Genomic DNA, 25,151 nt, shown 5'->3' with positions numbered 1-25,151 from the left:
GGCGACCGGCTGAGCGGACTGGACTTCCGGAGTGCATGTCGTGGAAATCAAATGGCTTGAAGACTTTCTGGCGCTCGCCGGCACGCTGAACTTCTCCAAGGCGGCAGACGAGCGTCACGTGACCCAGTCGGCTTTCAGCCGCCGCATCCGACAACTGGAGGCCTGGCTGGGCGCGACGCTCATCGACCGGGCGACCTATCCGTCGCGCCTCACCGAAGCCGGCGTGAAATTCGTGCCGGTGGCGCAGGAAACGTTGAAGCAGCTCTATCAGGCGAAGCGCAACCTTCAGCAAGAGGAAGGCTCTGACGCCCGCACGATCAAACTGACGGCACTGCACACGCTTTCCTTCACCTTCTTTCCCGAGTGGATGAGCCGCGTCAACGCCATGATCGGGCCGCTCTTCTCGCGACTTCGCCCGGACTCCGGCAGCATGGAGGAAAACCTCAACTCGCTCGTCGACGGCGAGTGCGACTTCCTGCTCACCTATGCCCATACCCAGGTTCCACACCTGCTGGACCCGCGGGCCTTCGAACATCGCGTGCTGGGCCACGAGCGCATCCTTCCCGTTTCGGCGGCGAGCGAAACGGGCGCGCCCATGCACCCGCTCGACGGCGGCACGAAACCCTTTCCGCATCTGAGCTACGAGAAATCGTCCTTCTTCGGCCAGCTTCTCGACGACCTGATCGGCCCGCAGCTACCTACCTCCGAGCGGGTTCACGAAGGCAGTATGTCGGTCGGGCTGAAGGCCATGGCCGAGGCCGGCTGGGGCATCGCCTGGGTGCCCGAGAGCCTGATGACGGCCGAACTGGCGAAGGGCTCGCTGGTGCGCGCCGCCGATCCGCGCTGGGACGTCAGCGTCGAGATCCGCCTCTATCGCGCCAAGGAGAACCGTCGCCCGATCGTCGGCCGCGTCTGGCAGAGCCTGGAGGCCGCCGCCTGAGCGGCAGTCCAAACGCGGAAGGACGACCTAGATCGCCGTCCGCCGCGCGTGCTCCAGATAGAGTTCGCGCAGACGCTTGACGATCGGCCCCGGAGCACCTGAGCCGACAGGCTTTCCGTCGATGCGGATAATCGGCGCGACGAAATTCGAGGCGCTCGTCAGGCAGGCTTCGCGGGCGTTCAACGCCTCGTCGAGCGTGAAGGGGCGCTCTTCGAGCCTCAGTCCCTGTTCGGCGGCCAGCGCCAGGGCGGCAAGCCGGGTGCAGCCGGGCAAGGTCGCATGGCTGTTGCCGCGTGTGATCAGGCGGTTGTCCTCGGTGACGATATAGGCAGTGGAGGATGCGCCCTCGGTCACGAATCCGTCTTCGATCATCCAGGCTTCGTCGCAGCCTTCGGCCTTGGCGATGCGCTTGGCGATCACCTGCGGCAGCAGGCAGACGCTCTTGATGTCGCGGCGTGCCCAGCGCTGGTCCGGTACGGTCTTGACCGAAAGCCCCGTCTCCGCCGCGGCGCCGCTCACCAGCGTCTTTTCCTGGGTGAAAAGCACAAGGGTCGGCTTGATATCCTCCGAGAACAGGAAATTCCGGTCTTCGGCACCGCGGGTGAGCTGGAGATAGACGATGCCTTCGACCAGATCATTGTCTCGCACCAGGCGCTTTTCAATCGCCACGATTTCCTCGGTCGGCACCGGCAGCGGCACGCCGATTTCGCGCGCTGAGCGTTCCAGTCGGGCCATATGCGGCGCACTGTCGACCAGCTTGCCGTCGAGCACGGCGGTCACTTCATAGATGCCATCGCCGAAGAGAAAGCCGCGGTCGAAGATCGAGAGGCGCGCCTCGTTCTCCGGCAGAAACGCGCCGTTGAGATAGACTGTGCGAATGGGCGGCTGGGACATGTGGGCTCCGTGAACATTAGGTTTGGCGTGCAGCCATGGATCGCCGCACTGCTCGCGATCCATGGCGCAATTATCACTGCGCACTGAGGGCGCGAAGACTCTCGAGCGAGATCGCTTCGACCGTGCTTGGCTTGCCGCTCGCGGCGTTGAAGCCATGCATCGTGCGCGCCATGGTAAGCGAATTGAGGATCGCCTCCTCGCTGGCCTCGATCGCTGCCTCGAAGAGCGGCGACATCAGGTCATTCGGAAGGTCCGGATAATCCGCGATCGCTGCCCGCCGCGCCCTTGTGCGGCGCACGGCAGGGGCCGTGGAGAAGGCAAGCGCATAGTCTCCGGAACCGTTGCTGAGCGCCGCCCCGGTGCGGGCAAGGCCGCCGAAGGCGCGCGCGGCGAGGCGCTTGAGATTGCGTGCGCAGAGCGGCGCGTCGGTCGCGATCACGATGACGATCGAGCCATCCCGGTCGTGCGCCGCCGGCGCATCATAGGCACGGCCGCAAACGGTGAGCCGGCCGCCATAATTCGTCTGCACCAGCACGCCGAGAGTGAAGACCTCGCCGGCGGTCTTGACGCGTCGCGAACTGGTGCCGATACCGCCCTTGAGGCCGAAAGCCACGGTGCCGGTTCCGGCGCCGACTGCCCCCTCCTCCACAGCACCCGTCCTGGCGGCCGCAAGAGCTGCACCGATCTCATCGATCGTCGGGCGGCCGACGCGGATGTCGTTGAGGCGCGAATCGTTGGTCTCGCCAACGACCGCATTCAGCGATACGACCCTGTCGTTGCCGGGTTGCGCCAGCGTCCAGCGGTTGATCGCCTCGATGGCGCGGCCGGTCGCCAGGGTGTTGGTGAGAACGATCGGCGTCTCCAGTTCGCCAAGCTCCTCTACCTGCGTGGAACCGGTGAACTTGCCGAAACCGTTGAGCACGGCGAGCGCCGCTGGAACCTTGTCCTGAAAGAGGTTGCCGCCATGCGGCAGGATGGCGGTCGCGCCGGTGCGGATGCGGTCCGCTTCGATGACGGTAGCATGGCCGACCGCGACGCCCTCGACATCGGTGATGGCATTCAACGGGCCGGTTTCATAGACGCCCGGGCGGAAGCCAAGATCTCGAAGTCGTACGCAATTGATATCCAACACTTTTCCCATCATTTCCTTGCCAATCGACCCGATCGCGAAACAGACTTTTCATCGCGGGCACCCTACCTTTATCGCTGGCGAAACGGCATCTCAAAAATGGAATAGTTTCATGAGAAGCCTGCAACGCCGGCGAATGCATCGATAGTCCGGGATCATGGCGCAAAGGCCGATCGCGCCGTCAGGTTCTGAGACCTCGGCTCGCGGCGCAGCTCACGAAGCTAGCCTACTCCATCGCCGAGGCGAGGCTTCGCGAATGGCTTGGCGGCGCACCCATGATCTTGCGGAAGGCACGGCTGAACGAGGCCTCGGAATCATAGCCGAGGCGGTTCGCCACATGGGCGACGCGTTTTCCTTCGCGCAGCCATTGATGCGCCTGATGCATGCGCATGCGTGCCACATAGCGGGCCGGCGTCTCGCCGACTGTATCGGAGAAGCGCTGGGCAAAGCCTGAGCGCGACGCGCCCATGAGTTTGGCGAGCTCGGGCACCGTCCAGTCCTTCGTGGGATCGAGATGAATGGCGGCGAGAACGCGGCCGACCTCCGGATGGCGGACGGCCGCAAGCCAGCCCGTCGCCGTACCGCATCCATGCTCCACCCAGGCGCGGATGATCGTCGCAGTCAGTACATCGGCAAGCCGCGCCAGGATGCCGCCCGAGCCGACGCGCTGCATCGCGGCCTCGCGCGTCATGGTATCAAGCAGCGACGGGATCGACGGCTCGCTGGATGCGAGATCGCTGGTGCGCATGACCGAGGGCATCAGTTGCAGCAAGGGGTGCAGGCGATCGACGTTGAACTGCATCACCGCGAAGAACAAAAGGTTCTGGCTGTCCGAATTGGGGCATTGCACGTCGACGATGCCGTCGCAGAGCTGCCGCTTCGGCAGATCGCGGATCGAAATCGTCGGCAGGCCGGGTTCGCTGGCAAGCACATGCGCATCGCCGCGCGGCAAGAGCACGGCATCCCCCGGCGCAAGCTCCATCCAGTCGCCGTCCGGCGTCTGAAGATGAGCGGAACCGGACGCGAGAAAATGAAATCGCGCCGGTTCCTGCGCGGGATAGGAGGTTGCCCATGGCGCACAGGGCTGACAACGCCCATATTCCACGCCGTCGAGCCTCAGGCCGCGCAGGATGTCAGTGAGCGCATCGGTCATTGGACACTCCAACTTTGGACAAACGGCATAGTGTTTTGGATTTTCTAGCATAGAAACTCCAAACCGCCATGCATATTTTCATCCCAACTGCAATGGAGATGAAAATCATGGATGGCATCGTCGCAAGCCCTGCGGGCGAGGCGGATGAACGCAAGAAGCCGCTATGGGCGGCCGTCGTTTCGCTTTCGCTTGGGGTTTTTGGCCTGGTAACGGCGGAATTTCTGCCGGCAAGCCTTCTCACGCCCATGTCCGCCGATCTCGGCGTAACCGTCGGTGCGGCCGGCCAATCGGTAACCACGACCGCCGTCGTTGCGGCCATCGCCGGTCCGGCGATCGTCGTCTACACCGGGCGCTTAGACCGGCGGAATGTCCTTCTCACACTGACCGCGTTACTGGTCATATCGAGCCTGATCGCCGGCTTTGCCTCGAGCCTGCCGATGCTGCTTGCTGCACGGTTCCTGCTCGGCATCGCGCTTGGCGGCTTCTGGGCCCTGTCGCTGGCACTCGCCATGCGGCTCGTTCCGGGCAGGCTGATGCCGCGGGCGATGGCGATCATCATGTCGGGCGTGTCGATCGCGACGGTCTGCGCCGCCCCCATCGGCGCCTGGATCGGTGCGACGCTCGGCTGGCGCTACGCCTTCCTGCTTGCCGCCGTCGTCGGCATCATCACTTTCGCTGTTCAGGCGCTGACGGTTCCGCGGCTTCCGCCGGTCGGATCAACCGGCCTGAACACGATTCTCAACGTCCTGAAGCGCCCGGCGATCCGGCTCGGCCTCGCAACGATCCTGCTCGTCGTCACTGGTCATTTTGCCGGCTTCACCTATGTTCGCCCGTTCCTTGAGCAGGTTCCGCAGTTCGGCGTCGAGGCAATCGCCGCAATCCTGCTCGCCTTTGGCATTGGCGGCTTCTTCGGCAACATTGCCGGCGGCTTCCTTGCCGAGCGCAGCACGCGTCTGTCGATGATGTCGGCTGCCGCCGGTGTCGCCGTCACGACCCTGACGCTGGCGATTGCCGGCGCGCTGCCGGCCGTTGCCGTCCTAGCCACCGCCGCCTGGGGCTTTGCCTTCGGCGCCCTACCCGTCAGCGTCCAGTCGTTCTTGAGCCGCGCCGCCGGTGACGAAGCCGAAGGTGCAGGTGCTGCAACGCTCACGACCTTCCAGATTGCCATTTCCACCGGCGCAATCCTCGGCGGTCTTCTCGTTGAATTGCAGGGGCCGGCCGGCGTCTTCCTCTTCGCCGCGGTCGCTGCGATGCTCGGCACATCACTGGTCTCCGTCTACCGCGAGCGGGCGCTGCAAGCCGCGGAGTAACGCCACGGTTTGGTGCGGGAGTGGCAACTCGCACCTGCGCCTGCCGGGCTCAAGGCCCGGCAGGCGAAGCGCCTTACAGCGTAGCCGCTGTCCATTCCGAATGAACCGGCCGGCTTTCAGTTATGGGTCGCCAGATGGCGCGCAAAGCAGGTGTGCCGCGCTTGCGGCTTGAAGGCTCAGTTCACCGGCAGGCGCCGTTCTTGCCAGCTCGTCCTCGGCACGATGCCGCCGATGGCGATGCTGAAGGAAGTCACCTCCGTCGCGTCGTCGTTGACAACGCATTTGAAGTCGACGTCATACCAGTTCGACTTGCTGCGGTAGGCGCCGCCACTGGCATCAAAACGGTTCTTCGAAATGAAGCCCCCCCTCGGACCGAAGGGGACGAGGCCTTCCGGCGGGGTATTCGGTCTCTGATTACGGATCTGCTCCAGCGCCTCTGTGTTGCAGATCTGGCGGATGCGCGTCTTCACCGGAAGATTGATCAGTGCCTGCTTCACCCGCGGATCGGCGATCGACTTCGCCGAATAGAGTTCTTTTGCTTCGGTCAACGTGCTTGGGATCGGCTTGAGGTCGACCTTTGCAGCCGTATCTGCCGGCTTCGTCTTCGGCTTTTCTTCCGGCTGCTTTTCCGCTTGCTGCCTGGCCTCGGCTGCCTTCGTATCCTTCAGCTCGGCCACCGTCACCGGCGGCTTTTCCTCCGATTTTTCCCTGGCAGTCTCCGATGATTTTGCCGGCACGGCCAGCGTCGGCAGCGGCTTTTGCTTCTTTACCGGTGCCTCTTCCTTCTTGGGCGGCATCTTTGCTGGTTCGCCAGCGGCCTTCGCCGGTTCTGTGGCAGCCTTTGCCTGCTCCGATGCGTCGGGCTTCTTCTCAGCCGTTTGCGCGGCCGGCGGAAGCTCGGCCTCCTTGTTGTCCTGCTTGGTCTTGGCCATAGCCGATGCGAAGGACTGCGGCAGTTGCTGCGGCGGCTTCGGCTGCGGCTTTGTTTGGGGTTGCGGTTTTGGTTGGGGCTTCGGCTTGAGCTGGGGTTTCGGCTGCTCGGCCTTCTTCTCCTCGCCCTTCTTTTGCTCAGCCTTCTTCTGCTCGGCCTTCTTCTCTTCCTTTGCCTGGGGAGGAGGAACGAGTTCGACGTTGACGGTCTGCTCCTTCGGAGGCTTCGGCAGTTCGAGTGGCAGGTCGAACAAGAGCAAAAAGGCGACGATGAGATGCAGGGCGACCGATGTCGGCGCGCCCCATCCTACTCGTTCCCACGATTTTTTCGCAAAGAGCCGCATCGCCAACGAAGTAAACCATTCGACCGCCGGAACCTAGGAACTTCCGCCGATCTCAACAAGAGGCGCAAATCCTGGGCCCGGCAACCCGGATGCGCAGCTCTTGGCCGATCGGGGCACGCAGTCGCCGCCACGCGGGAGCGTGGCCTCGCCTGTCGCAAGCGGGACGACGAAATATAGCCGCCTTGCTTCGGCCCGACCTCCCGCTTGTCAAAAACGTTCCCGGCAAAAACGGGACGGCGAAATCTGTTTCGACCCGCGCGCCAATTTCGCACAAAAATACCTATTACATAATTTCTATAGATTTAATTATCTCAGGACGCAGCGGGCGCTTCTGCCCTGTATGCGCATCGTCATTCCTTTTTGGCTTTGGGGGCCTCTATGCAGCGACATTTCACTCACCGAAAACTTTTCACCAAAGCCTTTGCCGCAACGGCGGCGCTGGCGGCTGGCCTGATTGCCACATCAGCGCTTGCCGGCGAAACGCTCGACAAGATCAAGGCACGCGGCGTGATCAAGGTTGGCGTCGGCACCACGCCGGGTTTCTTCTCGCCCGATAGCAGTGGTCGCTGGCAGGGCTTCTTCGTCGATTTCGGCCGCGCCATCGCCATCACCGTCTTCAACGACGCCGAGAAGGTCGAATTCACCAACTCCTCGCCGCAGCAGCGCCTGCCGGCATTGCAGTCCGGCGAGTTCGATATCCTGCTTTCCGGCGTCACCCAGACGGTGAGCCGCGCCTTCAAGCTCGGCTTCCACTTCGGCCCCGTCGTCTTCTATGACGGCCAGGGCCTGCTGGTGCGCAAGGATCTCGGCGTCACCAAGGGTGAGGAACTGGACGGCGCGACGATCGGTGTCCAGAGCGGTACGACCGGCGAGCTCAACATCGCCGACTTCTTCCGCAAGACCGGCAAGGCTTTCACGCCGGTCACGATCGAAGAGACGGGCGAGTTCCTGAAGGCGCTCGATTCCGGCCGCGTCGATGCGCTGACCCAGGACGCCACAGACCTCGCCGCCAAGCGCACCCAGCTTTCCAAGCCCGACGACTACGTGCTTCTGCCGGAGCGCCTGTCGAAGGAGCCGCTGGCACCGGCGATCCGCGCCGGTGATGACCAGTGGCTCGAAATCGTCAACTGGACCGTCTATGCCACGATCCAGGCGGAAGAATTCGGCATCACCAAGGAAAACGTCGACACGTTCCTGAAGAGCGAAGATCCGGCAATCAAGCGCTTCCTCGGCGTCGACCCGTCTCTCGGCGAAGCCATCGGCCTGGACCCGAAATTCGCCTATAACATCGTCAAGACGGTCGGCAATTACGGCGAGATCTTCGAGCGCAATGTCGGCAAGGGCACGGCCCTCAACTTCGAGCGAGGCTACAACCAACCCTGGACCGCGGGCGGCCTGCTCTATTCGCCGCCGTTCCGTTGAGCCGGGTCTTCCCATGACACGCTTCCTCCAACTGGGCCCTTCGGGGCCCGGACTCGCCTCCCGCCTGCGCTCCTGGGTCGGGCCCCTGCCGCTGCAGCAAGGCGTGCTCTTCGTCGGCGTGCTCCTGCTCTTCGCGGTTTTGGGGCAAAACACAGCCGACAGCATGCACCGCATGGGACTGACGCCGGGCTTCGCTTTCCTGTCCCATCAGGCGAACTTCGAGATCGGTGAAAGCGTGCTTTCCTATTCCGCCGGCGACAGTTATGCCCGGGCGCTTGCGGCCGGCGTCGCCAACACGGTCAAGGTCGCAATCGTCGGCTGCCTGCTTGCAACCGTGCTCGGCGTCGCGCTCGGCATCGCGCGGCTCTCGGGCAATTTGCTGCTTGCCAGCTTCGTCCATGGCTACGTCGAGCTTTTGCGCAATACCCCGCTTTTGCTGCAACTCTTCCTGTGGAGCGCGATCATTCACGCGCTGCCGCCGCCGCGCGGCGCCTACACCTTCCTGGGCAGCGTCTATCTCAGCAATCGCGGCATTTACCTACCCTCCCTCTCGATCGAGGGGGTACCGACCATAGTCTGGCTTTCGACGGTCGTACTTGCTGTCACCGCGGCGATCCTTCTCTGCCGTCGCCTGTTTGCAGGCTCAGCCTTCTATCTTCCGAAATCTGCCGGTGCCGCACTCGCCGCCGTTGCCCTCTGCTACCTCGCGCTCACCTCCCTTGGCTTCGCGCCCGCCGTCGAAATCCCCGCCAAGGGCGGTTTCAACATTCGCGGCGGCCTGTCGCTGACGCCGGAATTCGCTGCGCTGCTCGTCGGCCTCGTCGTCAATGCCTCGGCGTCGATCTCGGAGATCGTGCGCAGCGGCATCCAGTCGGTGAAATCGGGTCAATGGGAGGCAGCCCGGGCGCTCGGGTTGAAACCGGCGCAGATCCTGCGTCTTGTCGTGCTGCCGCAGGCGCTTCGGGTCATCACGCCGCTGATGATCTCCAGCTTCCTGGATCTCACGAAGAATTCGAGCCTCGCGGTCGCGATCGGTTACCCCGACCTCGTCAGCGTCGCCAATACGACGGCCAACACGACCGGCCAGGCACTGGAAGCGATCATCATCATCGGCGCCGTCTACCTGACCATCAGCCTGTCGGTATCGGCGGTCATGAACCTTTTCAACCGGCGCGTGGTTCTGCGCGGAGAAGGAAAGCGATGAGCCAGATCGAGCTTGCAGCCCCCGTCGCGCCCGATTGGCGCCGCTGGCGCCAGGGGCTTTTCAACGGCTGGGGGAACGGCCTCGTCACGCTTGCAACACTTGCGGCGATCCTCTGGCTGTTGCTTCCCTTCCTGCGGTGGGCGGTCATCGATGCGGTCTGGATCGGTACGTCCGCCAATTGTGCTGGGGAAACGGCCGGCGCCTGCTGGACCTTTGTCGGCGCAAAGCTGCGATTCATGCTGTTCGCCTTCTTCCCGCCGCCGCTGCAATGGCGCCCGGCGCTGGTCGTGGTGCTGATCCTGACGCTTCTCGCAGTCTCCGCCCTTCCCCGCTTCTGGAGCGTCCGGCTCGTGCCCCTGTGGTTGGCCGTGCTCGGCGGTAGTTGGGCGTTGATGGCGGGCACCGCCGGCATGGAACCGGTCTCGACCAATCACTGGGGCGGGCTGCCGATCACGCTCACCGTCTCGATCGCCGGCCTCGCCTTTGCCTTCCCGATCGCGCTCCTGCTGGCGCTTGCCCGCCAGTCCGACATGGGCATCCTGCGGTGCCTGGCGATTGCCTTCATCGAAGTGCTGCGCGGCGTGCCGATGATCGCCGTTCTCTACGTCGCCATGCTGATCGTGCCGATGGCATTGCCGAGCGGCGCCGCCATCGACAAGCTGCTGCGCGCACAGATCGGCGTTACCCTGTTCTTTTCCGCCTATCTCGCCGAAGTCATTCGCGCGGGTCTCCAGGTCGTTCCCGTTGGTCAGCGGGAGGCGGCCCTGACGCTTGGCCTCGGCAGGATCCAGATGCTGCGGCTGATCGTGCTGCCGCAGGCGCTTCGCGCCGTCATTCCGGCTATCGTCAACCTGTCGATCGGCATCGTGCTCAACACCTCGCTGCTTGCGGTCATCGGCATCTACGATCTGCTAAACGCCGCCAAGACCGCGGCGACCGATCCTGGCTGGCTCGGCTTCTACAGCGAGGCCTACATCTTCGCCGCGGCGGTCTATTTCGTCATCTGCTTCGCCGGTTCGCGCTACAGCCTGTGGCTCGAGAGGAAGCTCAATGGCGCCAACCGCCGCTGAGTGCGTGTCAGGCGGGGTTGCGCGACCGCCGTCGCCGGGCCAAGAGTGCACGGGAGTGGAATCGATGACCGGGCAGGTGCATGGAGAAGACGCAGATCGCCGTTATCGGCGGTGGGCCAAGCGGGCTGATAGCCGCCGAGGTGCTGGCTGAACGCGGCCACAGCGTCACGATCTACGACGCCATGCCGACGGTCGCGCGGAAGTTCCTGCTTGCCGGCAAGTCGGGCCTCAACATCACCCATTCCGAACCCTATGCCGTCTTTGCCGGGCGCTTCGGCAACGCGTCGCCGCGGCTGCGCGCGGCCCTCGATGCGTTCACACCCGAAGATGTCAGGCAATGGGCCGCCGCTCTCGGAACGAAAACCTTCGTCGGCTCGTCGGGCCGTGTCTTCCCCGACGTCATGAAGGCGTCGCCGCTGCTGCGCGCCTGGCTCAAATCGCTGGAAGGCCGTGGAGTCCGGATCCTGACCCGGCACCGCTGGACAGGCTTTGAGGGCAACGAACTCGCCTTCGATACACCCGATGGCAAGAAGCTTGTCAGCGCCGATGCGACCTTGCTCGCGCTCGGCGGCGCCAGCTATCCACGCCTCGGATCTGATGCCGTCTGGCTTGCCTGGCTGGAAGAAAGGGGTGTTGCCATCGCTCCCTTCCAGCCCGCCAATTGCGGCTTCGATGTCGACTGGAGCGAAACCTTCTGCGATCGCTTCGCTGGCGCAGCACTCAAGGGTGTCACCGCGACATCTGAAGCGGGTACAGTGCCGGGCGAATTCGTCGTCAGCAAGAGCGGCATCGAAGGCAGCTTGGTCTACGCCCATGCAGCCCCGCTCAGAGACCGCCTTGCGGGCGGGGAACGAGCCGATCTGGTGGTCGATCTCGCCCCTGGACGAACCGCCGAGCGACTGGCGAAGGATCTCGGCCGCTTTGACAGCAAGACCAGCTTCGCCAACCGCCTGCGCAAGGGGGCCGGGCTCGAAGGTGCGAAAGCCGCGCTGCTGCGCGAACTTGCGCCCGAAGCCGCGCGCATGAGCCCACCGGATCTCGTTGCCTTGATCAAGGCGCTGCCGATCCCGCTGCGATCACCGCGGCCGATCGCCGAAGCCATCTCTTCGGCAGGTGGAGTCAAGTGGGGTTCGATCGACGACGGCTACATGCTGAAGGCCTTGCCCGGCATCTTCGTCGCTGGCGAGATGATCGACTGGGAAGCACCGACCGGCGGCTATCTGCTGACAGCCTGTTTTGCTACCGGGCGTGCGGCTGCACGCGGCATCGATCGTTGGCTTGCTCAGTAGATATGAAATTCGCCGCGCCCACATCAGGCGCGGCGAGTAGTTTGGCAGACGACATCCTTACTGGTCGTTCAGCACCAGTCCTTTGGTCAGTTCCAGCGCCTGGCGCTCGAAGAGACCGCGGTAGATGCCGCCATCGAGACGGATCAGCGCGTCGTGCGTGCCCTCCTCCGCGATCCGGCCGTGATCGAAGACCAGCAGCCGGTCGAGCGCCCGCACGGTCGACAGGCGATGCGCGATCACCAGCGTCGTGCGCCCGAGCATCAGCCGTTCCATCGCCTGCTGGATGAGCACTTCCGATTCCGAATCGAGGCTTGAGGTTGCCTCATCGAGAATCAGGATCGGTGCATCCGCCAGGAACGCGCGCGCAATGGCGATACGCTGGCGCTCGCCGCCCGAGAGCTTCACGCCGCGCTCGCCCACCAGCGTGCCGTAGCCTTTCGGCAGGGCCGTGATGAAGTCGTGCGCACTCGCAAGCTTCGCCGCCTTCTCGATCTCGCTCTGCGTGGCGCTCGGCCGCGCATAGGCGATATTTTCCGCAAGCGAGCGATGGAACAGGATCGGCTCCTGCTGGACGATCGCGATCTGCTGGCGCAGCGACGTCTGCGCCACGGAGGCGATGTCCTGGCCGTCGATCCGGATCTGCCCGGACTTCAGATCGTGCAGACGCTGGATCAGCTTGACGAAGGTCGTCTTGCCCGAGCCGGAATGCCCGACGAGACCGACACGCTCGCCCTCGCGAATCGTCACCGAGAACCGGTCGTAGAGCGGCTTGCGGTGCGCACCGTAATGGAACGTGACGTCCTTGAACTCGATGCGACCGTCGGTGATCCGGATCGGCTTGGCATCGGCCCTGTCCTCGATACCGAGCGGCTGGCCATGGATGTCGACGAGCTCTTCCATGTCGTTGATCGAGCGCTGCAGGTTGCGGATATGCTGCCCGACTTCACGCAGGTAACCCTGCAGGATGAAGAACGAGGTGAGCACGAAGGTGATGTCACCGGCCGTTGCCTGCCCGCGCGCCCACAAAAGCAAGGCGAAGCCGATCACGGCCGCGCGCAGGACGAGCAGCATGGCCCCCTGTGTCGTGCCGTTGGTCGTGCCTCTAATCCACGTACGGCGCGTGCGGTCCCGCCACTTGGAAAGCACCTTGGCGAGCCGTGCATCCTCCCGGCTTTCGGCGCCGAAGCCCTTGACCACGATGTTGCAGCTCACCGCGTCGGCGAGCGCTCCGCCGAGCTTCGTGTCCCATCGGTTTGCGAGGCTCGCCATCGGCGCGACATAGCCGAGCGAAAGTACGATCGTCATCAGGATGAAGACGATCGAGCCGATGCCGATGATGACACCCATCATCGGCCAGTAGAACGACATCAGCACCGTCGAGCCGACCAGCATCACGACGGACGGGAACAGAGCGACCAGCAATGTGTCGTTCAGAAGGTCGAGCGCCCACATGCCGCGCGTCACCTTGCGCACCGTGGAGCCGGCGAAGCTGTTGGCGTGCCAGTCGGTCGAGAAGCGCTGGATGCGGTAGAATGCCGCCGAGGCGATGTCTGCCATCATCTTGAGCGTCAGATCCGTGACGCCCAGGAAGGTGAGGTGACGCAACAGGATCGCGCCGAGCGAGAGCGCCATCAGCATCCAGAATGCCGCGATCGCTGCATTCCAGGCAAGCTGATCGGTTGCCGCGCCGGAAACGACGGCATCGATGAGCCGGCCCGAATAGAGCGGCGTCAGGACATCGGCGAGCGTCGACAGGAGGACCATGCCGAGGATGATGCTGATCCTGAACGGCTGCGCCTTCCAATGAGACCAAGTGAAACCAAGAACGCTGCGGAACGCACCGCCACGCAAGGCGAAACGAGTAAAAGCCATAATATTTGCCCGATGCGCGACGCATCGGCCTCAAAAAGATTCAGAATGGACTATGCCGTGAAAAGGAATCCAGCTTCCGATGCGGCATCATTGGCTTGGCGATATTCTCTGGAAGAGAACGGCCAAGGTCAGCGAAACGAACTCTGACCCGGAAAAGACGGAAAGGCGAAGGTGCCCTTCTGCGTCCAGCTCAGAACTGTACGCCGCCCCGTAGGGAGAAAGAAAAAGCTGGCATCTTTTGAAACCTCCCTGATTGGTTGCCGGAAGAGGAGCTATAAGCGAATCGCGTGCAACCGCCAAGTGCAGAAATCTTGCCATGGCGCCAATCGTCACGGCTGCGGCCCGGATGCAACAGTCGCAGAAACAGCCGACGGTGTGCCTTCCGCCCGCAACCTTTCTACCAGCGGACGAGCCAGCGGGCGCCGAGGGTCCCGAGCAGTGCCAGGCCAAGGACCGCAATCGTGTACCAGGTCGCGATGAAGAGCGGTGAATCATCGGGGCAGTGCGCCGCATAAAACGTGGCGGCGATGCCGCCGGCCGCAAGCCCCGCCAATGCGCCGGACAGTGCCGGACGCGATGGAGCGCCGTAGCGCAGCGCCAGTAGAAAGAGCCCCAGCGGCGCCAACCCGATCAGCGGAATGAAGGTCAGGCAAAGCAGGCTGTTGGTGCCGATAAGTCTCGTCGCCCAGGCGTCTCGCGGCACCGCGAAAAGCTCGAGCACGACGCCACCGACCACCAGCGCCGGCGCAATTGCGAGATAGGGCAGCAGCTTGCGCAAATCCGCTTCGGGCCAGGCCGCGACACGCATGGCGCCGAAGGCGGCCGCCGCCAGCGCGATGGTCACGACGAACTTGAACAGGAATCGCACCGTCTCCGCGACGATGGCGATATCCGGCCGCGGTCCAAGAAGGACCGAAAACACCAGCCCGGCGAGAACCAGCGCGCCGGCACAGGTGGCGAACCAGACGGCATTCATCGACAATCCGGGCCGCCTTGTATCCGCGGCAAGAGCCTTGATCAGGTCGTTCGTGTCCATGTTCAGTCTCGTCCAAATCGGCGGGCGATTGCGGCAAGGCCGCGATGAAGCGCCACGCGCACCGCCGTCTCATTCATATCCAGTCTCTTCGCTGTCTCGGCGACCGAGCAGCCTTCGATCGAGATCGCGTTGACGACCGAACGCTGCCCCGGTGCGAGGCCCTCCAGCGCCCGGCCGATCTCCCAATCGGAGGCCTTTTCAGTTTCGGCGCTCGCAAGCGTCTCTTCAAACTCCTCAATGCCAACCGTCGGGCGGCGGGCCTGTCGCCGGACGGCATCGACGAATTTGTGCCTGGCGATCGCGTGAAGCCAAGGGAGAACGGGTGCATCGTTTCGCCAGGTGTGGCGCTTGACGTGCACCGCCAGCAAAGCCTCCTGCACGATGTCTTCGGCATCAATACCGCCGCCAACGGCCCACCGCCGCGCCCAACTGCGGATCAGGACCGCGGCGTCACGCAGAAAGTCAGCATAGGCCTTCTCGTCTCCGGCCACGGCCCCCCGAAGAAGTCCTGCCAGATGTTCGTCGTCCGCGCCGCTCAACCGCGCCTTTCCTTCTCATTCGCCGAACCCGGGCGTTCGTTACACCTTCATCCCAAAAATCGCAGCGGCTGTCAGCCGGCTGTCATCAACGAGACCGCTCGCGAAGACATCACGAAAGCGTGTTGCCAAGGTTATGTAACGCCACCCGTCTCCGCGACGAAAGACCCGATGTGCGCCCGAGCCAGGACGCACGGGAACAGTTCAACACGGAGAAAGAATGATGTCCATGAAGTCCACGATCAGCAGTGCAATGCTGGCAGGCGCGGTGGCCGCGGCCCTGTCATCGCTCGCCGCCGCGGCACCACTCACCAAGGCACAGGTCAAGGCCGCGATGGATGCCGGCAAGGAAAAATGTTTCGGCGTCGCCCTGAAGGGCCAGAACGATTGCGCCGCCGGACCAGGCACGACCTGCCAAGCCACTTCGACGGTCGACTATCAGGGCAACTCATGGAAGTTCGTCGATGGCGGTACGTGCACCACCATGCAGCTTCCGGACGGACGCAAGGGCTCGCCGGAGCCGCTGAAACGCGACCTCCCGTCCTGAGCCGATCCGACGCGGGCGAGAGGAGCGAACGCTTCCACCCGGACACGGCAACAGCGGTCGCGCAATCCGGCGCGACCGCGGAAAACCAGAAACAGGATTGGCAATGAGCACTCCAGCGGCAAGGCCCGACCGGCTCGCTTCGGCAAGCCAGCGGTTTCCCAGGCATGAGATCGATGGCCTGGCAGGCACCAGCTTCAAGCACCAGCATCTGCAGGCGATCCTTGCGGATGACGCCCCCGGCGGCTTCTTCGAAGTCCACGCGGAAAACTACATGGGCGCCGGCGGTCCGCCGCATGCGGCTCTGGTCCGTATCCGCGAAGAGTTTCCCGTTTCGCTGCATGGTGTCTGCATGTCGATCGGCGGGCCGCAGCCGCTCGACAAGGCGCATCTGGGGCGGTTCAAGGACCTGGTCCGACGCTACGAGCCGGCGCTCGTCTCAGAGCATCTCGCCTGGTCGACCCATGAAACCACCTACTACAACGACCTCTTGCCGCTGCCCTACACCGAAGCCACGGTCACGCGCGTTGCCGCGCATATCGACGACGTCCAGCAGGCGATCGGCCGGCCGTTGTTGCTCGAGAACCCCTCGACCTACGTCACTTTCCGGGAATCGACGATGAGCGAAACGGCGTTCATCCGCGAACTGGTGAAACGCACCGGCTGCGGATTGCTGCTCGACATCAACAACGTCTTCGTTTCCGCCACCAACCAGAATTATTCCGCGCTCGACTATCTGAGCGACTTTCCGCTGGACCATGTCGGCGAAATCCATCTCGCCGGGCATGCTAAGCAGCAGGATGACGAGGGCGAGTTGTTGCTGATCGATAGCCACGACGGACCGGTCAGCGATGCCGTATGGAAGCTCTTCGACATCGTCATCGGCCGTTGCCGCCCGATCCCGACGCTGATCGAATGGGACAGCGCCATTCCCGACTGGCCGGTGCTGAAGCGCGAGGCGGCAGCGGCGCAACTGGTCCTCGACCGCCATTCCAAGGCAGCTTCACAGGGGAAGTTCCGTGCAAGCGCCTAGCAAAATGCCCGCTGTGCCGCTCGACAGGAGCGAGAACTACGCCGCCGGATTCGTGCCGCCGCTTCTCGATCCGGGATGTGAAACGCCGATGCTCCTTTCCGGCCCAAACGGCAAGGCGGCCGTGAAGCGCTTCAACGTCTACCGCAACAATGTCACCGTCAGCCTGATCGAGGCGCTGGCGGCGACTTTCCCGGCCACGGCGCGCATTACCGGCGAAGCCTTCTTTCGCGCCATGGCCCGTTTTCATGTGCGGGAGACACCCCCGACTTCGCCGCTGCTCTTCGAGTACGGCCGGGATTTTCCAGATTTCATCGCACACTACGACCACGCACGGTCGATGCCCTGGCTGGCCGATGTGGCACGGATCGAACGCGCCTGGCTCGATGCCTATCACGCTGCCGACGCCCCAGCTTTGACGCCCGAGGCACTCGCCTCCGTCCCGGCTGACCGGCTCGGCGCTGTCGTTTTCGAGGCCCATCCCGCGACCAGGCTTGTTCCTTCCGATTATCCGGCCGTGACGATTTTTGTTGCCAATCGCGCGAGTGGTCCGGTCGGCCGGATCCAGACCTCGGCACCGGAAAGCGCGCTGATCACCCGCCCCGACTTGGAGGTGGCTGTCCGCCACCTGACACCGGGAGCCGACATTTTGCTCGACCGGCTGCTCTCAGGCGTTCCGCTGGCCGCGGCGGCAACGCAGGCAGCAAGCCATTGCCCCACACTCGACCTCGCCACCGTCATCGCAACGGCGCTCGACGCCGGCGCCTTCACGGCCATTCATCACGGAGGATGAAAACATGATGTCCGCATCCAGTTCACCGAACGGCATCAACCGCGCGGACCTGTCGCACTGGGCCCGTCGCGCAAACCGGGCCGTGAGCATGCTTGCCCCACTTTGGCTTGCCCAGCTCGTCCTGCGCTTCGGTCTCGCAGTTCCGTTCTTCCGCTCGGGCATGAGCAAGTGGGACGGCTTCCTGCAGTTGAACGACGTCGCCGTGCTGCTGTTCAGCTCGGAGTTCCAGCTGCATCTTCCCGGCGGTCCCTACCCCTACCCTGCCCCAGCCGCCATGGCGTTTGCTGCCGGCTCTGCCGAGATCATGCTGCCCATCCTGCTGGTGCTCGGCCTGGCAACCCGCTTTGCCGCGCTCGGTCTCCTGATCATGACGGCAGTCGTTGAGCTGACCGTGCCGGATGGCTGGCCGATCCACATCACCTGGGCGGCAATGGCGCTTGGCCTCATGGCTTCCGGTCCCGGCAAGTTTTCGCTCGACCATATGCTCCGCGTGTGGCGTGGCGGCGCTCGCAAAGCCTGAGACTAACCCTGGCGCCTGGGAGGTCAGGACCTGGGTCAGCGCCGGGCGTCGGGGCAGCGGCATAAGATGCAATCAGCGGCGTGCGTACCCTCGCACGCCGCTGTTACGCTTTCCGGAATAGATACAGGAAAATCCATTATGGACAATTTAGTCCACGTATGATTTAACGGCCATCAATCGAGAAAGGGAAGGCCGTGAACCCGGAACTCCGCCCGCATATCCTGGTCTGCGACGCGATTGCATTGCTGTTCCAGCCCTATGCCGAAGTCGTGCTGCACGACCTCGCAACCGAAACCGTCGTCCATATCTCGGGCAATTTCTCGAAGCGGGAAATCGGAGAGCCCTCACTGCTCAGCGAGATCGGCTTCAAGCAAGCGGACGGGATCATCGGTCCCTACGAGAAGGTCAACTGGGACGGCCGCCCGATCAAGGCGATCAGCGCCGTGCTGCGCGACAGGACGGGCAAAGCAATCGGCGTGCTCTGCATCAACGCCGACGTCTCGGATTTTCACGCCGCACTGCGCACGCTCAACGCGCTTGTCCGCGTGCCGGCCCGCGACAAGCCGGAGAGCCTGTTCAAGGAGGACTGGCACGAGCGCGTCAACGAATATGTCCAGCAATGGACGACCACCCGCGGACTGACGATCTCGACCATGAGCCGAACCGACAAGCAGGCGCTGGTGATCGCGCTTTCCTCCGATGGCGCCTTCGGCGGCAAGAATGCCGCCTCCTACATCTCCCGCATCCTCGGCATGGGCCGGGCGACCGTTTACAAATATCTGAGCAAGGGTAGCGCGCAATGATCGTCATCGACCGCGAAAATCTTGCCAAACTGCCCTTGCTGACGCTCGCAGCCCCGGCGATCCGTGACGCCTACATCGCCGCGATCGACGGACGCGCCAACCTGCCGCCGGTCGGCTACCTGCCGCTTTCCGGCCGCAACGCCGATTGCCACATCAAATACGGCTACATCGAAGGCGATCCGATCTTCGTCGTGAAGATCGCCGCCGGCTTCTATGACAACCCGGCCAAGGGGCTGCCATCGAGCACCGGCATGATGGTTGCGGTCTCCACCGAGACCGGAGATGTGGTTGCCGTGCTCGACGACAAGGGGTTGCTGACCGATCTTCGCACCGGCATCGGTGGCGCGATTGCGACCATGGCGCTCTGGCGCGGCGACGCCCGGAGGATCGGCGTTGTCGGCACCGGGACGCAGGCGCGCGTTCAAATCCGGGCGCTCGCTACGCTCTCCGACCGTCCGCTGCACTTCACTGTCTGGGGGCGGTCGCCGGAACGTGCTCAGGCCGTGCTCACCGACTTGGCAGACCTTGATCTTTCCATCGCGGCGGCAACCGACCTCGAAACATTGTGCCACCAGTCCGACGCGATCGTAACGACAACACCGTCGAAAGAACCGCTGATCCGATCGCAATGGATCGCACCGGGCACGCATATCACCGCCCTGGGCGCCGACGCACCAGGCAAGCAGGAACTCGATATCGCGCTTGTTGCGCATGCGGATCGGCTCGTCGTCGATCTCGCCGATCAATGTCTCGACCATGGCGAGTTCTCCGTCGCAGCCCGGGCCGGGCTGATCGGCGAAGAAGGCTACATTGCCCTTGGCTCTGTCCTTTCCGGCACGGTCAAAGGTCGGCGCTCGGACGGGGATATCACCATCGCCGACCTGACGGGGATCGCCACGCAGGACATCGCCATCGCCCGCACCGCGCTTGATGCACTCGGCCGGTTCGGCCGCTCGCAAGGAACAACCCCATGACCAAAGACGTCCTTGAAACGGCCGCGCGCTCTGTCAGGGCACGCCAGCGCATCCGCCCCTTCATCTATGAGACACCACTCATTCCGTCGCGCACGGCCGGGCGGCAAACATCCTCGACGGTGCTCTTCAAGGCCGAGAACCTGCAACTGACAGGCTCGTTCAAGATCCGCGGCGCTGCCAGCAAGATGACCTCGCTGCCGAGAGACCAGCGGGTCATCACTGCCTCCTCCGGCAATCACGGCATCGGTGCTGCCCATGCCGCCAGCGCGATCGGCCAGAAACTGACCGTCGTGCTGCCCGAGATCGTCAAGTCGGCAAAACTCGAACGCATCCGTTCCTATGGCGTCGACGTCATTCTCCACGGCGCCGAGACCGGGCTTGCCGAGCAGCATGCGCAGCGGCTGGCCGCATCGGAACAGCTCGCTTACGTCTCGCCCTACAACGACCCTGACATCATTGCCGGACAGGGGACGATCGCGCTTGAATTGCTGGAACAGGCCGAGCGCATCGACAATGTCTTCGTCGCCATGGGCGGCGGCGGGCTGATCAGCGGCATAGGCTCGGTACTGAAGAGCTTCAGACCACACACCCGCGTCGTCGGCGTTTCAGCCGCCAACTCGGCAGCACTCGCTGCGTCCATGAGAGCCGGCCGCGTCGTCGAGACGGATCATCTCGACACGCTCGCCGAAGCGGTCGCCGGCGGTCTCGATGAAGACAGCCTGACGCTCGGGCTTTCGATGACCGTGATCGACGAGGTCGTGACCTGCACGGAAGCGGAAATCGCAGCGGCGATGCGCGACCTGCTTCTCGGCGAGCACATGCTGGTGGAAGGTGCGGCGGCCCTCGCATTTGCCGGATTCCGGCAGGTAGCCGAAAAATGTGCCGGCCAGACCAATGTCGTCCTGCTCTGCGGCGGCAATGTCGACGGCGCCAGCGCGCTGCCGTCGCTGCTCGGCTAAGGAACGAACCTATGACAATTCAGGACAGAAAGTCGTTTCACGCTTTTCCTGGGATTGCTCTAAAGACTGACCCGTTCCACGTAGTAGCGCGGGATCTTCACCCGATCCCGGTCGCGATAGAAGTCGATGCAGAAGTCGACGAAGGCCTTGAAGCGTTTCGATACGTGCCGGCGGCGCGAATAGATGAGGTTGATCGCCGTCTGTGGCGAACGCCAGTCGGGAAGCACCGGCTCCAGCAGTCCGGCCTGCCGTTCGGTCTCGACGAAGAAGTCAGGCAGATAGGCGATGCCCTCGCCAGCGACCGCGAAATACTTGATCGTCCAGTAATCGTTGGTGGTGCAGGTCGCCGTCGGCAGCAGGTCCACCTCGTCCTCGCCGGGTTGCGTCAGATACCAGGACTGTAGCCGCGTCGGCTGGCGGAAGACGAGGCCGCGATGGCCGGCAAGCTCATCCGGATCTTTCGGCTGGCCGTGGCGCGCGATGTATTGCGGGCTGGCGAAGAGGCCGTAGGACGAGACGGAGAGCCTGCGGCTGATATAGTCGACATCAGAAGGCTCGCCCCAATGGAAGATACCGTCGAGCGCCTGCTCGGTGACATCGGAAAACGGCTGGCGCGAGGAGAGAAAGACGACATCGAGATTGACCTGCGGATATTGCTGGCGAAAGGCGTAGAGCAGTTCCGACGTGATCGTGGTGCCGAATTCGCCGGTCGAGCCTACGCGCAGCGTGCCCGCCACTTCCTGGCGCATCTCCGCCATGGCGGTTGCCGCATCGTCACAGTTCGACTGGATGAGCCGCGCGTAGCGCAGGAACTCCGCCCCCGCATCGGTCACGTGCAACTGATGCCCTTCACGAACGAACAGCTCGATGCCGAACTCGTCCTCCAATTGCCGGATCTTGTGACTGAGCGTCGACTTCGGCAACCGATAGCGACGCGAAGCCGCTGAAATCGAACGGGAATCGGCGACCTTTACAAAGCAGTCGATGAGGGAGAGATCCATATTTCGTCCAAAATCTTGGATGATATGTTCAGAAAATAGCCTGTTTCGGCCCATTGTGCAAACAGCGTGGAATTGGGAATATTCACTGGAGCTAAGGGAGAAGAGGTTCCAGTGAGCGATATCAGAGAATTCATTCGCGCCGCATCGGGCACCGGCGGCAAGGCGACCCTGGCGATCCGGGGCGGTCGCCTGGTCAATGTCGTCTCGGAAGAGATCTATCAGGCCGATGTTGCCATCTATGGTGAGCGCATCATCGCCGTTGGCGATGTCTCCGACTATATCGGTCCCGAAACCAAGATCGTCGATGCAACGGGCAAGTATCTGACGCCTGGCATGATCGACGGGCATCTGCATGTCGAGTGCTCGAAGATGTCGCTGACGAGCTTCGCCAAGGCCGTCGTTCCGCTCGGCACGACCTCGATCGTCACCGGTCTCGACCAGATCATCGTCGTCGGCGGGCCGGCTGCGGCGCGCGAGTTCCTCGACGAGGCAAAGCAGACGCCGCTGAAAGTCTTCTGGGGTGCGCCCTGCAAGACGCCCTACACCATGCCGCGCTCGACCGTCGGCCACTATTTCAGCCCCGCCGACCACCAGGCGACGCACCACTGGCCGGAATGCGTCGGCATCTGGGAAACCGTGCGCGAATTCATCCAGGAGGAAGACGCCGACGTGCTCGCGGCGCTCGAACTTGCCGAGAAGAGCCGTCTGCCGGTGCTCGGCTGCTGCCCGATGACGCGCGGCGCGCGGCTTAACGGCTACCAGCAGTCCGGCGTGCGTGCCGATCACGAGAGCTACTCGCCGGAGGAGATGCTCGAAAAGCTGCGCGCTGGCATGCATGTCGTGGTGCGCGAATCCTCGATCTCGCACTTCCTCTCCGACAACCTGCGGATCGTCACCGAGATGGGCGCCAAGGCGCTCCGCCGCATCAGCTTCTGCACTGACGACGTGGTGGCGAGCGACATCCTGAAGCGCGGCCATCTCGACAACATGGTGCGCATGGCGATCGCCATGGGCATCTCGCCAATGGCGGCGATCCAGATGGCGACGATCAACGGCGCCGATGCGCTCCGGATCGACGACAAGGTCGGCTCGATCTCGCCCGGCCGCGCCGCCGATATCCTGCTCGTCAACGACCTTCGAAACTTCAACATCGAAACGGTCGTCGCCAAGGGTGAGGTGGTCGCACGCAACGGCAAGATGGCGATCGAGTTGACGCCGCCTGAACGCAGCGCAGCACTTCTCAATTCGGTGAAGGTCGCGCCGCTCCAGCCCGGCGACCTCAAGGTCGCCTATGACGGCGGCGGAGACACGGCAGACGCCATGGCGATCGCCGTCACACCGGAAAAGATCTTCGTGCGCACCCGCCGCGACGTGACACTTGCAGTCAAGAACGGCCAGGTGCTCGCAGATCCCATGAGGGACGTGCAATACGTCACCGTCGTCGAGCGCTACGGCAAGACCCGGAACCGGCCGGTCGCCTTTGCCTCCGGCTTCGGCCTCAAGGAAAGCGCGATCGCCAGTTCCACCGCGCCCGACGACAACAACATCATCTGCATCGGCGCCGATCTCGAGGACATGCGCATCGCCATCAACCACCTGATCGCCAACAATGGCGGCCAGGTCGTGGTCAAGAACGGCAAGGTCGAAGCCTTCCTGCACCTGCCGATCGGCGGCATCGTCTCCGACATCGAGCCGGCCGAAATGGCGGCGCTGGAAGATCAGCTCGACGATGCGGCCCGCGCACTCGGCTGCCCGTTGCCCTGGCCCTTCATGTACATGTTCGTGCTGCAGATCACGGCGATCCCGGAATATGCGATCACCGATCTCGGTGTCGTCGACTGCGTCGGGCTCAAGGTCATCTCGCCGTTTGCAAGCGGGGATGAGCGCGCCGTCGCCGCGGAATGATGCCTAGGAGGGGGGCCGGCCATGCCGGCCCCTTCGTCGTTAAAAAAAAGGGGAACAAGATGAACTATCAGAACAAGACCGTGGAGGCGGCACCAAGCCCGGAGACATCCTGGCTCGGCGCTCTTCTCGACCGCTACTTCCAGATTTCGCGGCTCGGCTCGACCGTGCGTACCGAAATCCTCGCAGGACTCACCACCTTCCTCGCCGCCTCCTACGTCATCGTCGTCAATCCCTCGATCTTGGCGCATGCGGGCATTCCGTTTTCGGCCGGCGTGACGGCGACGGTGCTTGTCAGCTTCATCGGCAGCTGTGCCATGGGGCTCTATGCCCGTAGCCCCATTCTGGTGGCGCCCGGCATGGGCATCAATGCGCTCTTTGCCTACACCATGGTCGTCGGCGCCAAGGTTCCGCTCGAAATCGCACTTGGCTGCGTCTTCTGGGCCGGCGTGCTCTTCACCATCATGGCGTTCTTCAACCTTCGCCAGACGATCATCGAGGCGATCCCCGTTGATCTGCGCTATGGCATCGCCTGCGGCATTGGCCTCTTCATCGCCCTCATCGGCCTGGAAAACGCCAAGTTCATCGTCGCCAATCCCGATACGATCGTTGGTCTCACGCAGTTCAACCCAGTGACGCTGACCTTCATCGTCGGCTTCGTGCTGACGGTTGCTCTGGTGGTGCGGCGTGTTCCCGGCGCCATGATGGCCGGCATGATCCTCACGACGATCCTCTCGATCCCGATTGGCCGCTGGTGGGGCGACGGCAGCGCGTTTTGGCCCGAGACCCCTGATGTCCATACGCTGGTCAACTGGAGCGGTTTCTCGGCCGCGCCGGATTTCAGCTTCGTCGGCCAGATCGATCTCTTGGGCGCCTTGAACCTGGTCTACCTGCCCTTCATTTTCGTCTTTCTGTTCACCAACTTCATCGAGGCGCTTTCAACCTTCCTCGGACTTGCGGAAGCCGCCGACCTCAAGGATGAGACCGGCATGCCGCGCAACATCCGCGAATCCATGCATGTCGATGCGATCGCGGCGCTGATCTCCGCACCGCTCGGAACGAGCCCGGCGACAGTCTATCTCGAATCCGGTGCGGGTATTGCGCAAGGGGGACGAACCGGCCTCGTCGCACTGATCGCGGGTCTTCTCTTCCTGCCCTTCCTGTTCCTGTCGCCGCTGCTGTCGCTGGTGCCGGCGGTCGCGACCGCGCCGGTGCTGATCCTCACCGGCCTCTTCATGTCCGAACCGATCAGCAACATCCGCTGGAGCGCGCTCGATGAAGCGATCCCCGCCTTCCTTGCGATCGTATTGATCCCGCTCACCTTTTCGATCACGCTTGGCCTGTCGCTTGCGATCATCGCCTATGTGCTGATCAAGCTGGTCTGCGGCCGGGCCGGCGATGTAAAACCGGTGATGTGGTTCGTCGCCCTGCTTGCCGCAGCGCTCGTCGCCCAGACCCAGTAGACCGCCAGCAAATCCTTCGGCGCCCTCCTTCCC

23 protein-coding genes are annotated in these 25,151 nt (G+C 63.5%); 15 read left to right on the top strand and 8 right to left on the bottom strand.

Going from position 1 to position 25,151, the window contains the following annotated elements:
• The first annotated feature begins 40 nt into the window (after positions 1-40).
• Complete coding sequence (locus tag ACQ5BM_RS27710) at positions 41-940, top strand: LysR family transcriptional regulator (protein WP_429818233.1); 900 nt, start codon at positions 41-43, stop codon at positions 938-940.
• Positions 941-967: 27 nt separating this feature from the next.
• Here the strand turns inward: ACQ5BM_RS27710 and ACQ5BM_RS27705 are convergent, their stop codons facing one another.
• The 3 genes from ACQ5BM_RS27705 to ACQ5BM_RS27695 form a co-directional block, all read right to left on the bottom strand.
• Positions 968-1,834, bottom strand: a complete 867-nt coding sequence (locus tag ACQ5BM_RS27705) for a D-amino-acid transaminase (RefSeq protein WP_429818230.1) — start codon at positions 1,832-1,834, stop codon at positions 968-970.
• A gap of 73 nt (positions 1,835-1,907) precedes the next feature.
• Positions 1,908-2,966 (bottom strand): P1 family peptidase, encoded by a 1,059-nt coding sequence (locus ACQ5BM_RS27700; RefSeq protein WP_429818228.1) that lies wholly within the window; start codon positions 2,964-2,966, stop codon positions 1,908-1,910.
• 223 nt (positions 2,967-3,189) lie between these two features.
• The gene (locus ACQ5BM_RS27695; RefSeq protein ID WP_429818226.1) at positions 3,190-4,116 is read right to left on the bottom strand and encodes an AraC family transcriptional regulator; all 927 of its coding nucleotides are present in this window, start codon (positions 4,114-4,116) and stop codon (positions 3,190-3,192) included.
• Between the two features lie 107 nt (positions 4,117-4,223).
• Here ACQ5BM_RS27695 and ACQ5BM_RS27690 point away from each other — a divergent pair, with 107 nt between their 5' ends.
• Positions 4,224-5,426 carry an MFS transporter gene (locus tag ACQ5BM_RS27690; protein ID WP_429818224.1) on the top strand — a complete coding sequence of 401 codons (1,203 nt, stop codon included), beginning with the start codon at positions 4,224-4,226 and terminating at the stop codon, positions 5,424-5,426.
• Between the two features lie 176 nt (positions 5,427-5,602).
• Here the strand turns inward: ACQ5BM_RS27690 and ACQ5BM_RS27685 are convergent, their stop codons facing one another.
• Complete coding sequence (locus ACQ5BM_RS27685) at positions 5,603-6,700, bottom strand: DUF930 domain-containing protein (RefSeq protein WP_429818358.1); 1,098 nt, start codon at positions 6,698-6,700, stop codon at positions 5,603-5,605.
• Between the two features lie 378 nt (positions 6,701-7,078).
• Between ACQ5BM_RS27685 and ACQ5BM_RS27680 the strand changes: the two genes are divergently transcribed.
• The 4 genes from ACQ5BM_RS27680 to ACQ5BM_RS27665 all read left to right on the top strand — a co-directional run bounded on the left by ACQ5BM_RS27680 (position 7,079) and on the right by ACQ5BM_RS27665 (position 11,685).
• A complete protein-coding gene (locus tag ACQ5BM_RS27680) occupies positions 7,079-8,122 on the top strand; it encodes an amino acid ABC transporter substrate-binding protein (protein ID WP_429818222.1) in 1,044 nt (347 codons plus the stop codon).
• 13 nt (positions 8,123-8,135) lie between these two features.
• Positions 8,136-9,326 (top strand): amino acid ABC transporter permease, encoded by a 1,191-nt coding sequence (locus ACQ5BM_RS27675; RefSeq protein ID WP_429818220.1) that lies wholly within the window; start codon positions 8,136-8,138, stop codon positions 9,324-9,326.
• Complete coding sequence (locus ACQ5BM_RS27670) at positions 9,323-10,396, top strand: amino acid ABC transporter permease (protein WP_429818218.1); 1,074 nt, start codon at positions 9,323-9,325, stop codon at positions 10,394-10,396. The genes ACQ5BM_RS27675 and ACQ5BM_RS27670 overlap by 4 nt, the downstream gene beginning before the upstream one ends.
• 80 nt (positions 10,397-10,476) lie before the next feature.
• A complete protein-coding gene (locus ACQ5BM_RS27665; protein ID WP_429818216.1) occupies positions 10,477-11,685 on the top strand; it encodes a TIGR03862 family flavoprotein in 1,209 nt (402 codons plus the stop codon).
• Between the two features lie 57 nt (positions 11,686-11,742).
• Here ACQ5BM_RS27665 and ACQ5BM_RS27660 read toward each other — a convergent pair whose 3' ends face one another.
• From ACQ5BM_RS27660 to ACQ5BM_RS27650, 3 genes are all read right to left on the bottom strand, one after another.
• Positions 11,743-13,557, bottom strand: coding sequence for an ABC transporter ATP-binding protein (locus ACQ5BM_RS27660; RefSeq protein WP_429818214.1), 1,815 nt, complete (start codon positions 13,555-13,557; stop codon positions 11,743-11,745).
• A 397-nt stretch (positions 13,558-13,954) separates the two neighbouring features.
• On the bottom strand, positions 13,955-14,593 hold the full coding sequence (locus ACQ5BM_RS27655) for an NrsF family protein (protein WP_429818212.1): 639 nt from the start codon (positions 14,591-14,593) through the stop codon (positions 13,955-13,957).
• A 2-nt stretch (positions 14,594-14,595) separates the two neighbouring features.
• Positions 14,596-15,132 (bottom strand): sigma-70 family RNA polymerase sigma factor, encoded by a 537-nt coding sequence (locus tag ACQ5BM_RS27650; protein ID WP_429818210.1) that lies wholly within the window; start codon positions 15,130-15,132, stop codon positions 14,596-14,598.
• A gap of 220 nt (positions 15,133-15,352) precedes the next feature.
• On the opposite strand from ACQ5BM_RS27650, the gene ACQ5BM_RS27645 reads away from it, so the two are divergent.
• The 7 genes from ACQ5BM_RS27645 (at position 15,353) to ACQ5BM_RS27615 (ending at position 20,752) form a co-directional block, all read left to right on the top strand.
• A complete protein-coding gene (locus ACQ5BM_RS27645) occupies positions 15,353-15,676 on the top strand; it encodes a BufA1 family periplasmic bufferin-type metallophore (RefSeq protein WP_429818208.1) in 324 nt (107 codons plus the stop codon).
• A gap of 103 nt (positions 15,677-15,779) precedes the next feature.
• Positions 15,780-16,706 (top strand): MNIO family bufferin maturase, encoded by a 927-nt coding sequence (bufB, locus tag ACQ5BM_RS27640; protein WP_429818206.1) that lies wholly within the window; start codon positions 15,780-15,782, stop codon positions 16,704-16,706.
• A gap of 4 nt (positions 16,707-16,710) precedes the next feature.
• Positions 16,711-17,496, top strand: a complete 786-nt coding sequence (locus tag ACQ5BM_RS27635) for an HvfC/BufC family peptide modification chaperone (RefSeq protein WP_429818203.1) — start codon at positions 16,711-16,713, stop codon at positions 17,494-17,496.
• A gap of 7 nt (positions 17,497-17,503) precedes the next feature.
• Positions 17,504-18,016, top strand: coding sequence for a DoxX family protein (locus tag ACQ5BM_RS27630; RefSeq protein ID WP_429818356.1), 513 nt, complete (start codon positions 17,504-17,506; stop codon positions 18,014-18,016).
• A 194-nt stretch (positions 18,017-18,210) separates the two neighbouring features.
• The gene (locus ACQ5BM_RS27625; protein WP_429818201.1) at positions 18,211-18,819 is read left to right on the top strand and encodes a helix-turn-helix transcriptional regulator; all 609 of its coding nucleotides are present in this window, start codon (positions 18,211-18,213) and stop codon (positions 18,817-18,819) included.
• Positions 18,816-19,793 carry an ornithine cyclodeaminase family protein gene (locus tag ACQ5BM_RS27620; protein WP_429818199.1) on the top strand — a complete coding sequence of 326 codons (978 nt, stop codon included), beginning with the start codon at positions 18,816-18,818 and terminating at the stop codon, positions 19,791-19,793. The genes ACQ5BM_RS27625 and ACQ5BM_RS27620 overlap by 4 nt, the downstream gene beginning before the upstream one ends.
• Positions 19,790-20,752 carry a threonine ammonia-lyase gene (locus tag ACQ5BM_RS27615; protein ID WP_429818197.1) on the top strand — a complete coding sequence of 321 codons (963 nt, stop codon included), beginning with the start codon at positions 19,790-19,792 and terminating at the stop codon, positions 20,750-20,752. Before ACQ5BM_RS27620 ends, ACQ5BM_RS27615 begins: the two co-directional genes overlap by 4 nt.
• Positions 20,753-20,811: 59 nt before the next feature.
• Here ACQ5BM_RS27615 and ACQ5BM_RS27610 read toward each other — a convergent pair whose 3' ends face one another.
• Positions 20,812-21,753 carry a LysR substrate-binding domain-containing protein gene (locus ACQ5BM_RS27610; protein WP_429818195.1) on the bottom strand — a complete coding sequence of 314 codons (942 nt, stop codon included), beginning with the start codon at positions 21,751-21,753 and terminating at the stop codon, positions 20,812-20,814.
• A 111-nt stretch (positions 21,754-21,864) separates the two neighbouring features.
• Here ACQ5BM_RS27610 and ACQ5BM_RS27605 point away from each other — a divergent pair, with 111 nt between their 5' ends.
• A complete protein-coding gene (locus ACQ5BM_RS27605) occupies positions 21,865-23,658 on the top strand; it encodes an adenine deaminase (RefSeq protein WP_429818193.1) in 1,794 nt (597 codons plus the stop codon).
• A 59-nt stretch (positions 23,659-23,717) separates the two neighbouring features.
• Positions 23,718-25,118 carry an NCS2 family permease gene (locus ACQ5BM_RS27600; RefSeq protein ID WP_429818192.1) on the top strand — a complete coding sequence of 467 codons (1,401 nt, stop codon included), beginning with the start codon at positions 23,718-23,720 and terminating at the stop codon, positions 25,116-25,118.
• Positions 25,119-25,151: the final 33 nt, after the last annotated feature.

The organism is Ensifer sp. B1-9 (assembly GCF_050474445.1).
Classification (GTDB): domain Bacteria; phylum Pseudomonadota; class Alphaproteobacteria; order Rhizobiales; family Rhizobiaceae; genus Ensifer.
The sequence above is the reverse complement of the archived record's forward strand: the minus strand, read 5'-3'. Positions and strand labels throughout refer to the sequence as shown.

Coding starts and splice junctions, on each gene's coding strand:
- ACQ5BM_RS27630 (WP_429818356.1), top strand. CDS start 17,504: ATGTCCGCATCCAGTTCACCGAACGGCATCAACCGCGCGGACCTGTCG.
- ACQ5BM_RS27655 (WP_429818212.1), bottom strand. CDS start 14,593: ATGGACACGAACGACCTGATCAAGGCTCTTGCCGCGGATACAAGGCGG.
- ACQ5BM_RS27600 (WP_429818192.1), top strand. CDS start 23,718: ATGAACTATCAGAACAAGACCGTGGAGGCGGCACCAAGCCCGGAGACA.
- ACQ5BM_RS27690 (WP_429818224.1), top strand. CDS start 4,224: ATGGATGGCATCGTCGCAAGCCCTGCGGGCGAGGCGGATGAACGCAAG.
- ACQ5BM_RS27695 (WP_429818226.1), bottom strand. CDS start 4,116: ATGACCGATGCGCTCACTGACATCCTGCGCGGCCTGAGGCTCGACGGC.
- ACQ5BM_RS27620 (WP_429818199.1), top strand. CDS start 18,816: ATGATCGTCATCGACCGCGAAAATCTTGCCAAACTGCCCTTGCTGACG.
- ACQ5BM_RS27675 (WP_429818220.1), top strand. CDS start 8,136: ATGACACGCTTCCTCCAACTGGGCCCTTCGGGGCCCGGACTCGCCTCC.
- ACQ5BM_RS27685 (WP_429818358.1), bottom strand. CDS start 6,700: ATGCGGCTCTTTGCGAAAAAATCGTGGGAACGAGTAGGATGGGGCGCG.
- ACQ5BM_RS27665 (WP_429818216.1), top strand. CDS start 10,477: ATGGAGAAGACGCAGATCGCCGTTATCGGCGGTGGGCCAAGCGGGCTG.
- ACQ5BM_RS27680 (WP_429818222.1), top strand. CDS start 7,079: ATGCAGCGACATTTCACTCACCGAAAACTTTTCACCAAAGCCTTTGCC.
- ACQ5BM_RS27705 (WP_429818230.1), bottom strand. CDS start 1,834: ATGTCCCAGCCGCCCATTCGCACAGTCTATCTCAACGGCGCGTTTCTG.
- ACQ5BM_RS27635 (WP_429818203.1), top strand. CDS start 16,711: ATGCCCGCTGTGCCGCTCGACAGGAGCGAGAACTACGCCGCCGGATTC.
- ACQ5BM_RS27660 (WP_429818214.1), bottom strand. CDS start 13,557: ATGGCTTTTACTCGTTTCGCCTTGCGTGGCGGTGCGTTCCGCAGCGTT.
- bufB (WP_429818206.1), top strand. CDS start 15,780: ATGAGCACTCCAGCGGCAAGGCCCGACCGGCTCGCTTCGGCAAGCCAG.
- ACQ5BM_RS27610 (WP_429818195.1), bottom strand. CDS start 21,753: ATGGATCTCTCCCTCATCGACTGCTTTGTAAAGGTCGCCGATTCCCGT.
- ACQ5BM_RS27615 (WP_429818197.1), top strand. CDS start 19,790: ATGACCAAAGACGTCCTTGAAACGGCCGCGCGCTCTGTCAGGGCACGC.
- ACQ5BM_RS27670 (WP_429818218.1), top strand. CDS start 9,323: ATGAGCCAGATCGAGCTTGCAGCCCCCGTCGCGCCCGATTGGCGCCGC.
- ACQ5BM_RS27645 (WP_429818208.1), top strand. CDS start 15,353: ATGTCCATGAAGTCCACGATCAGCAGTGCAATGCTGGCAGGCGCGGTG.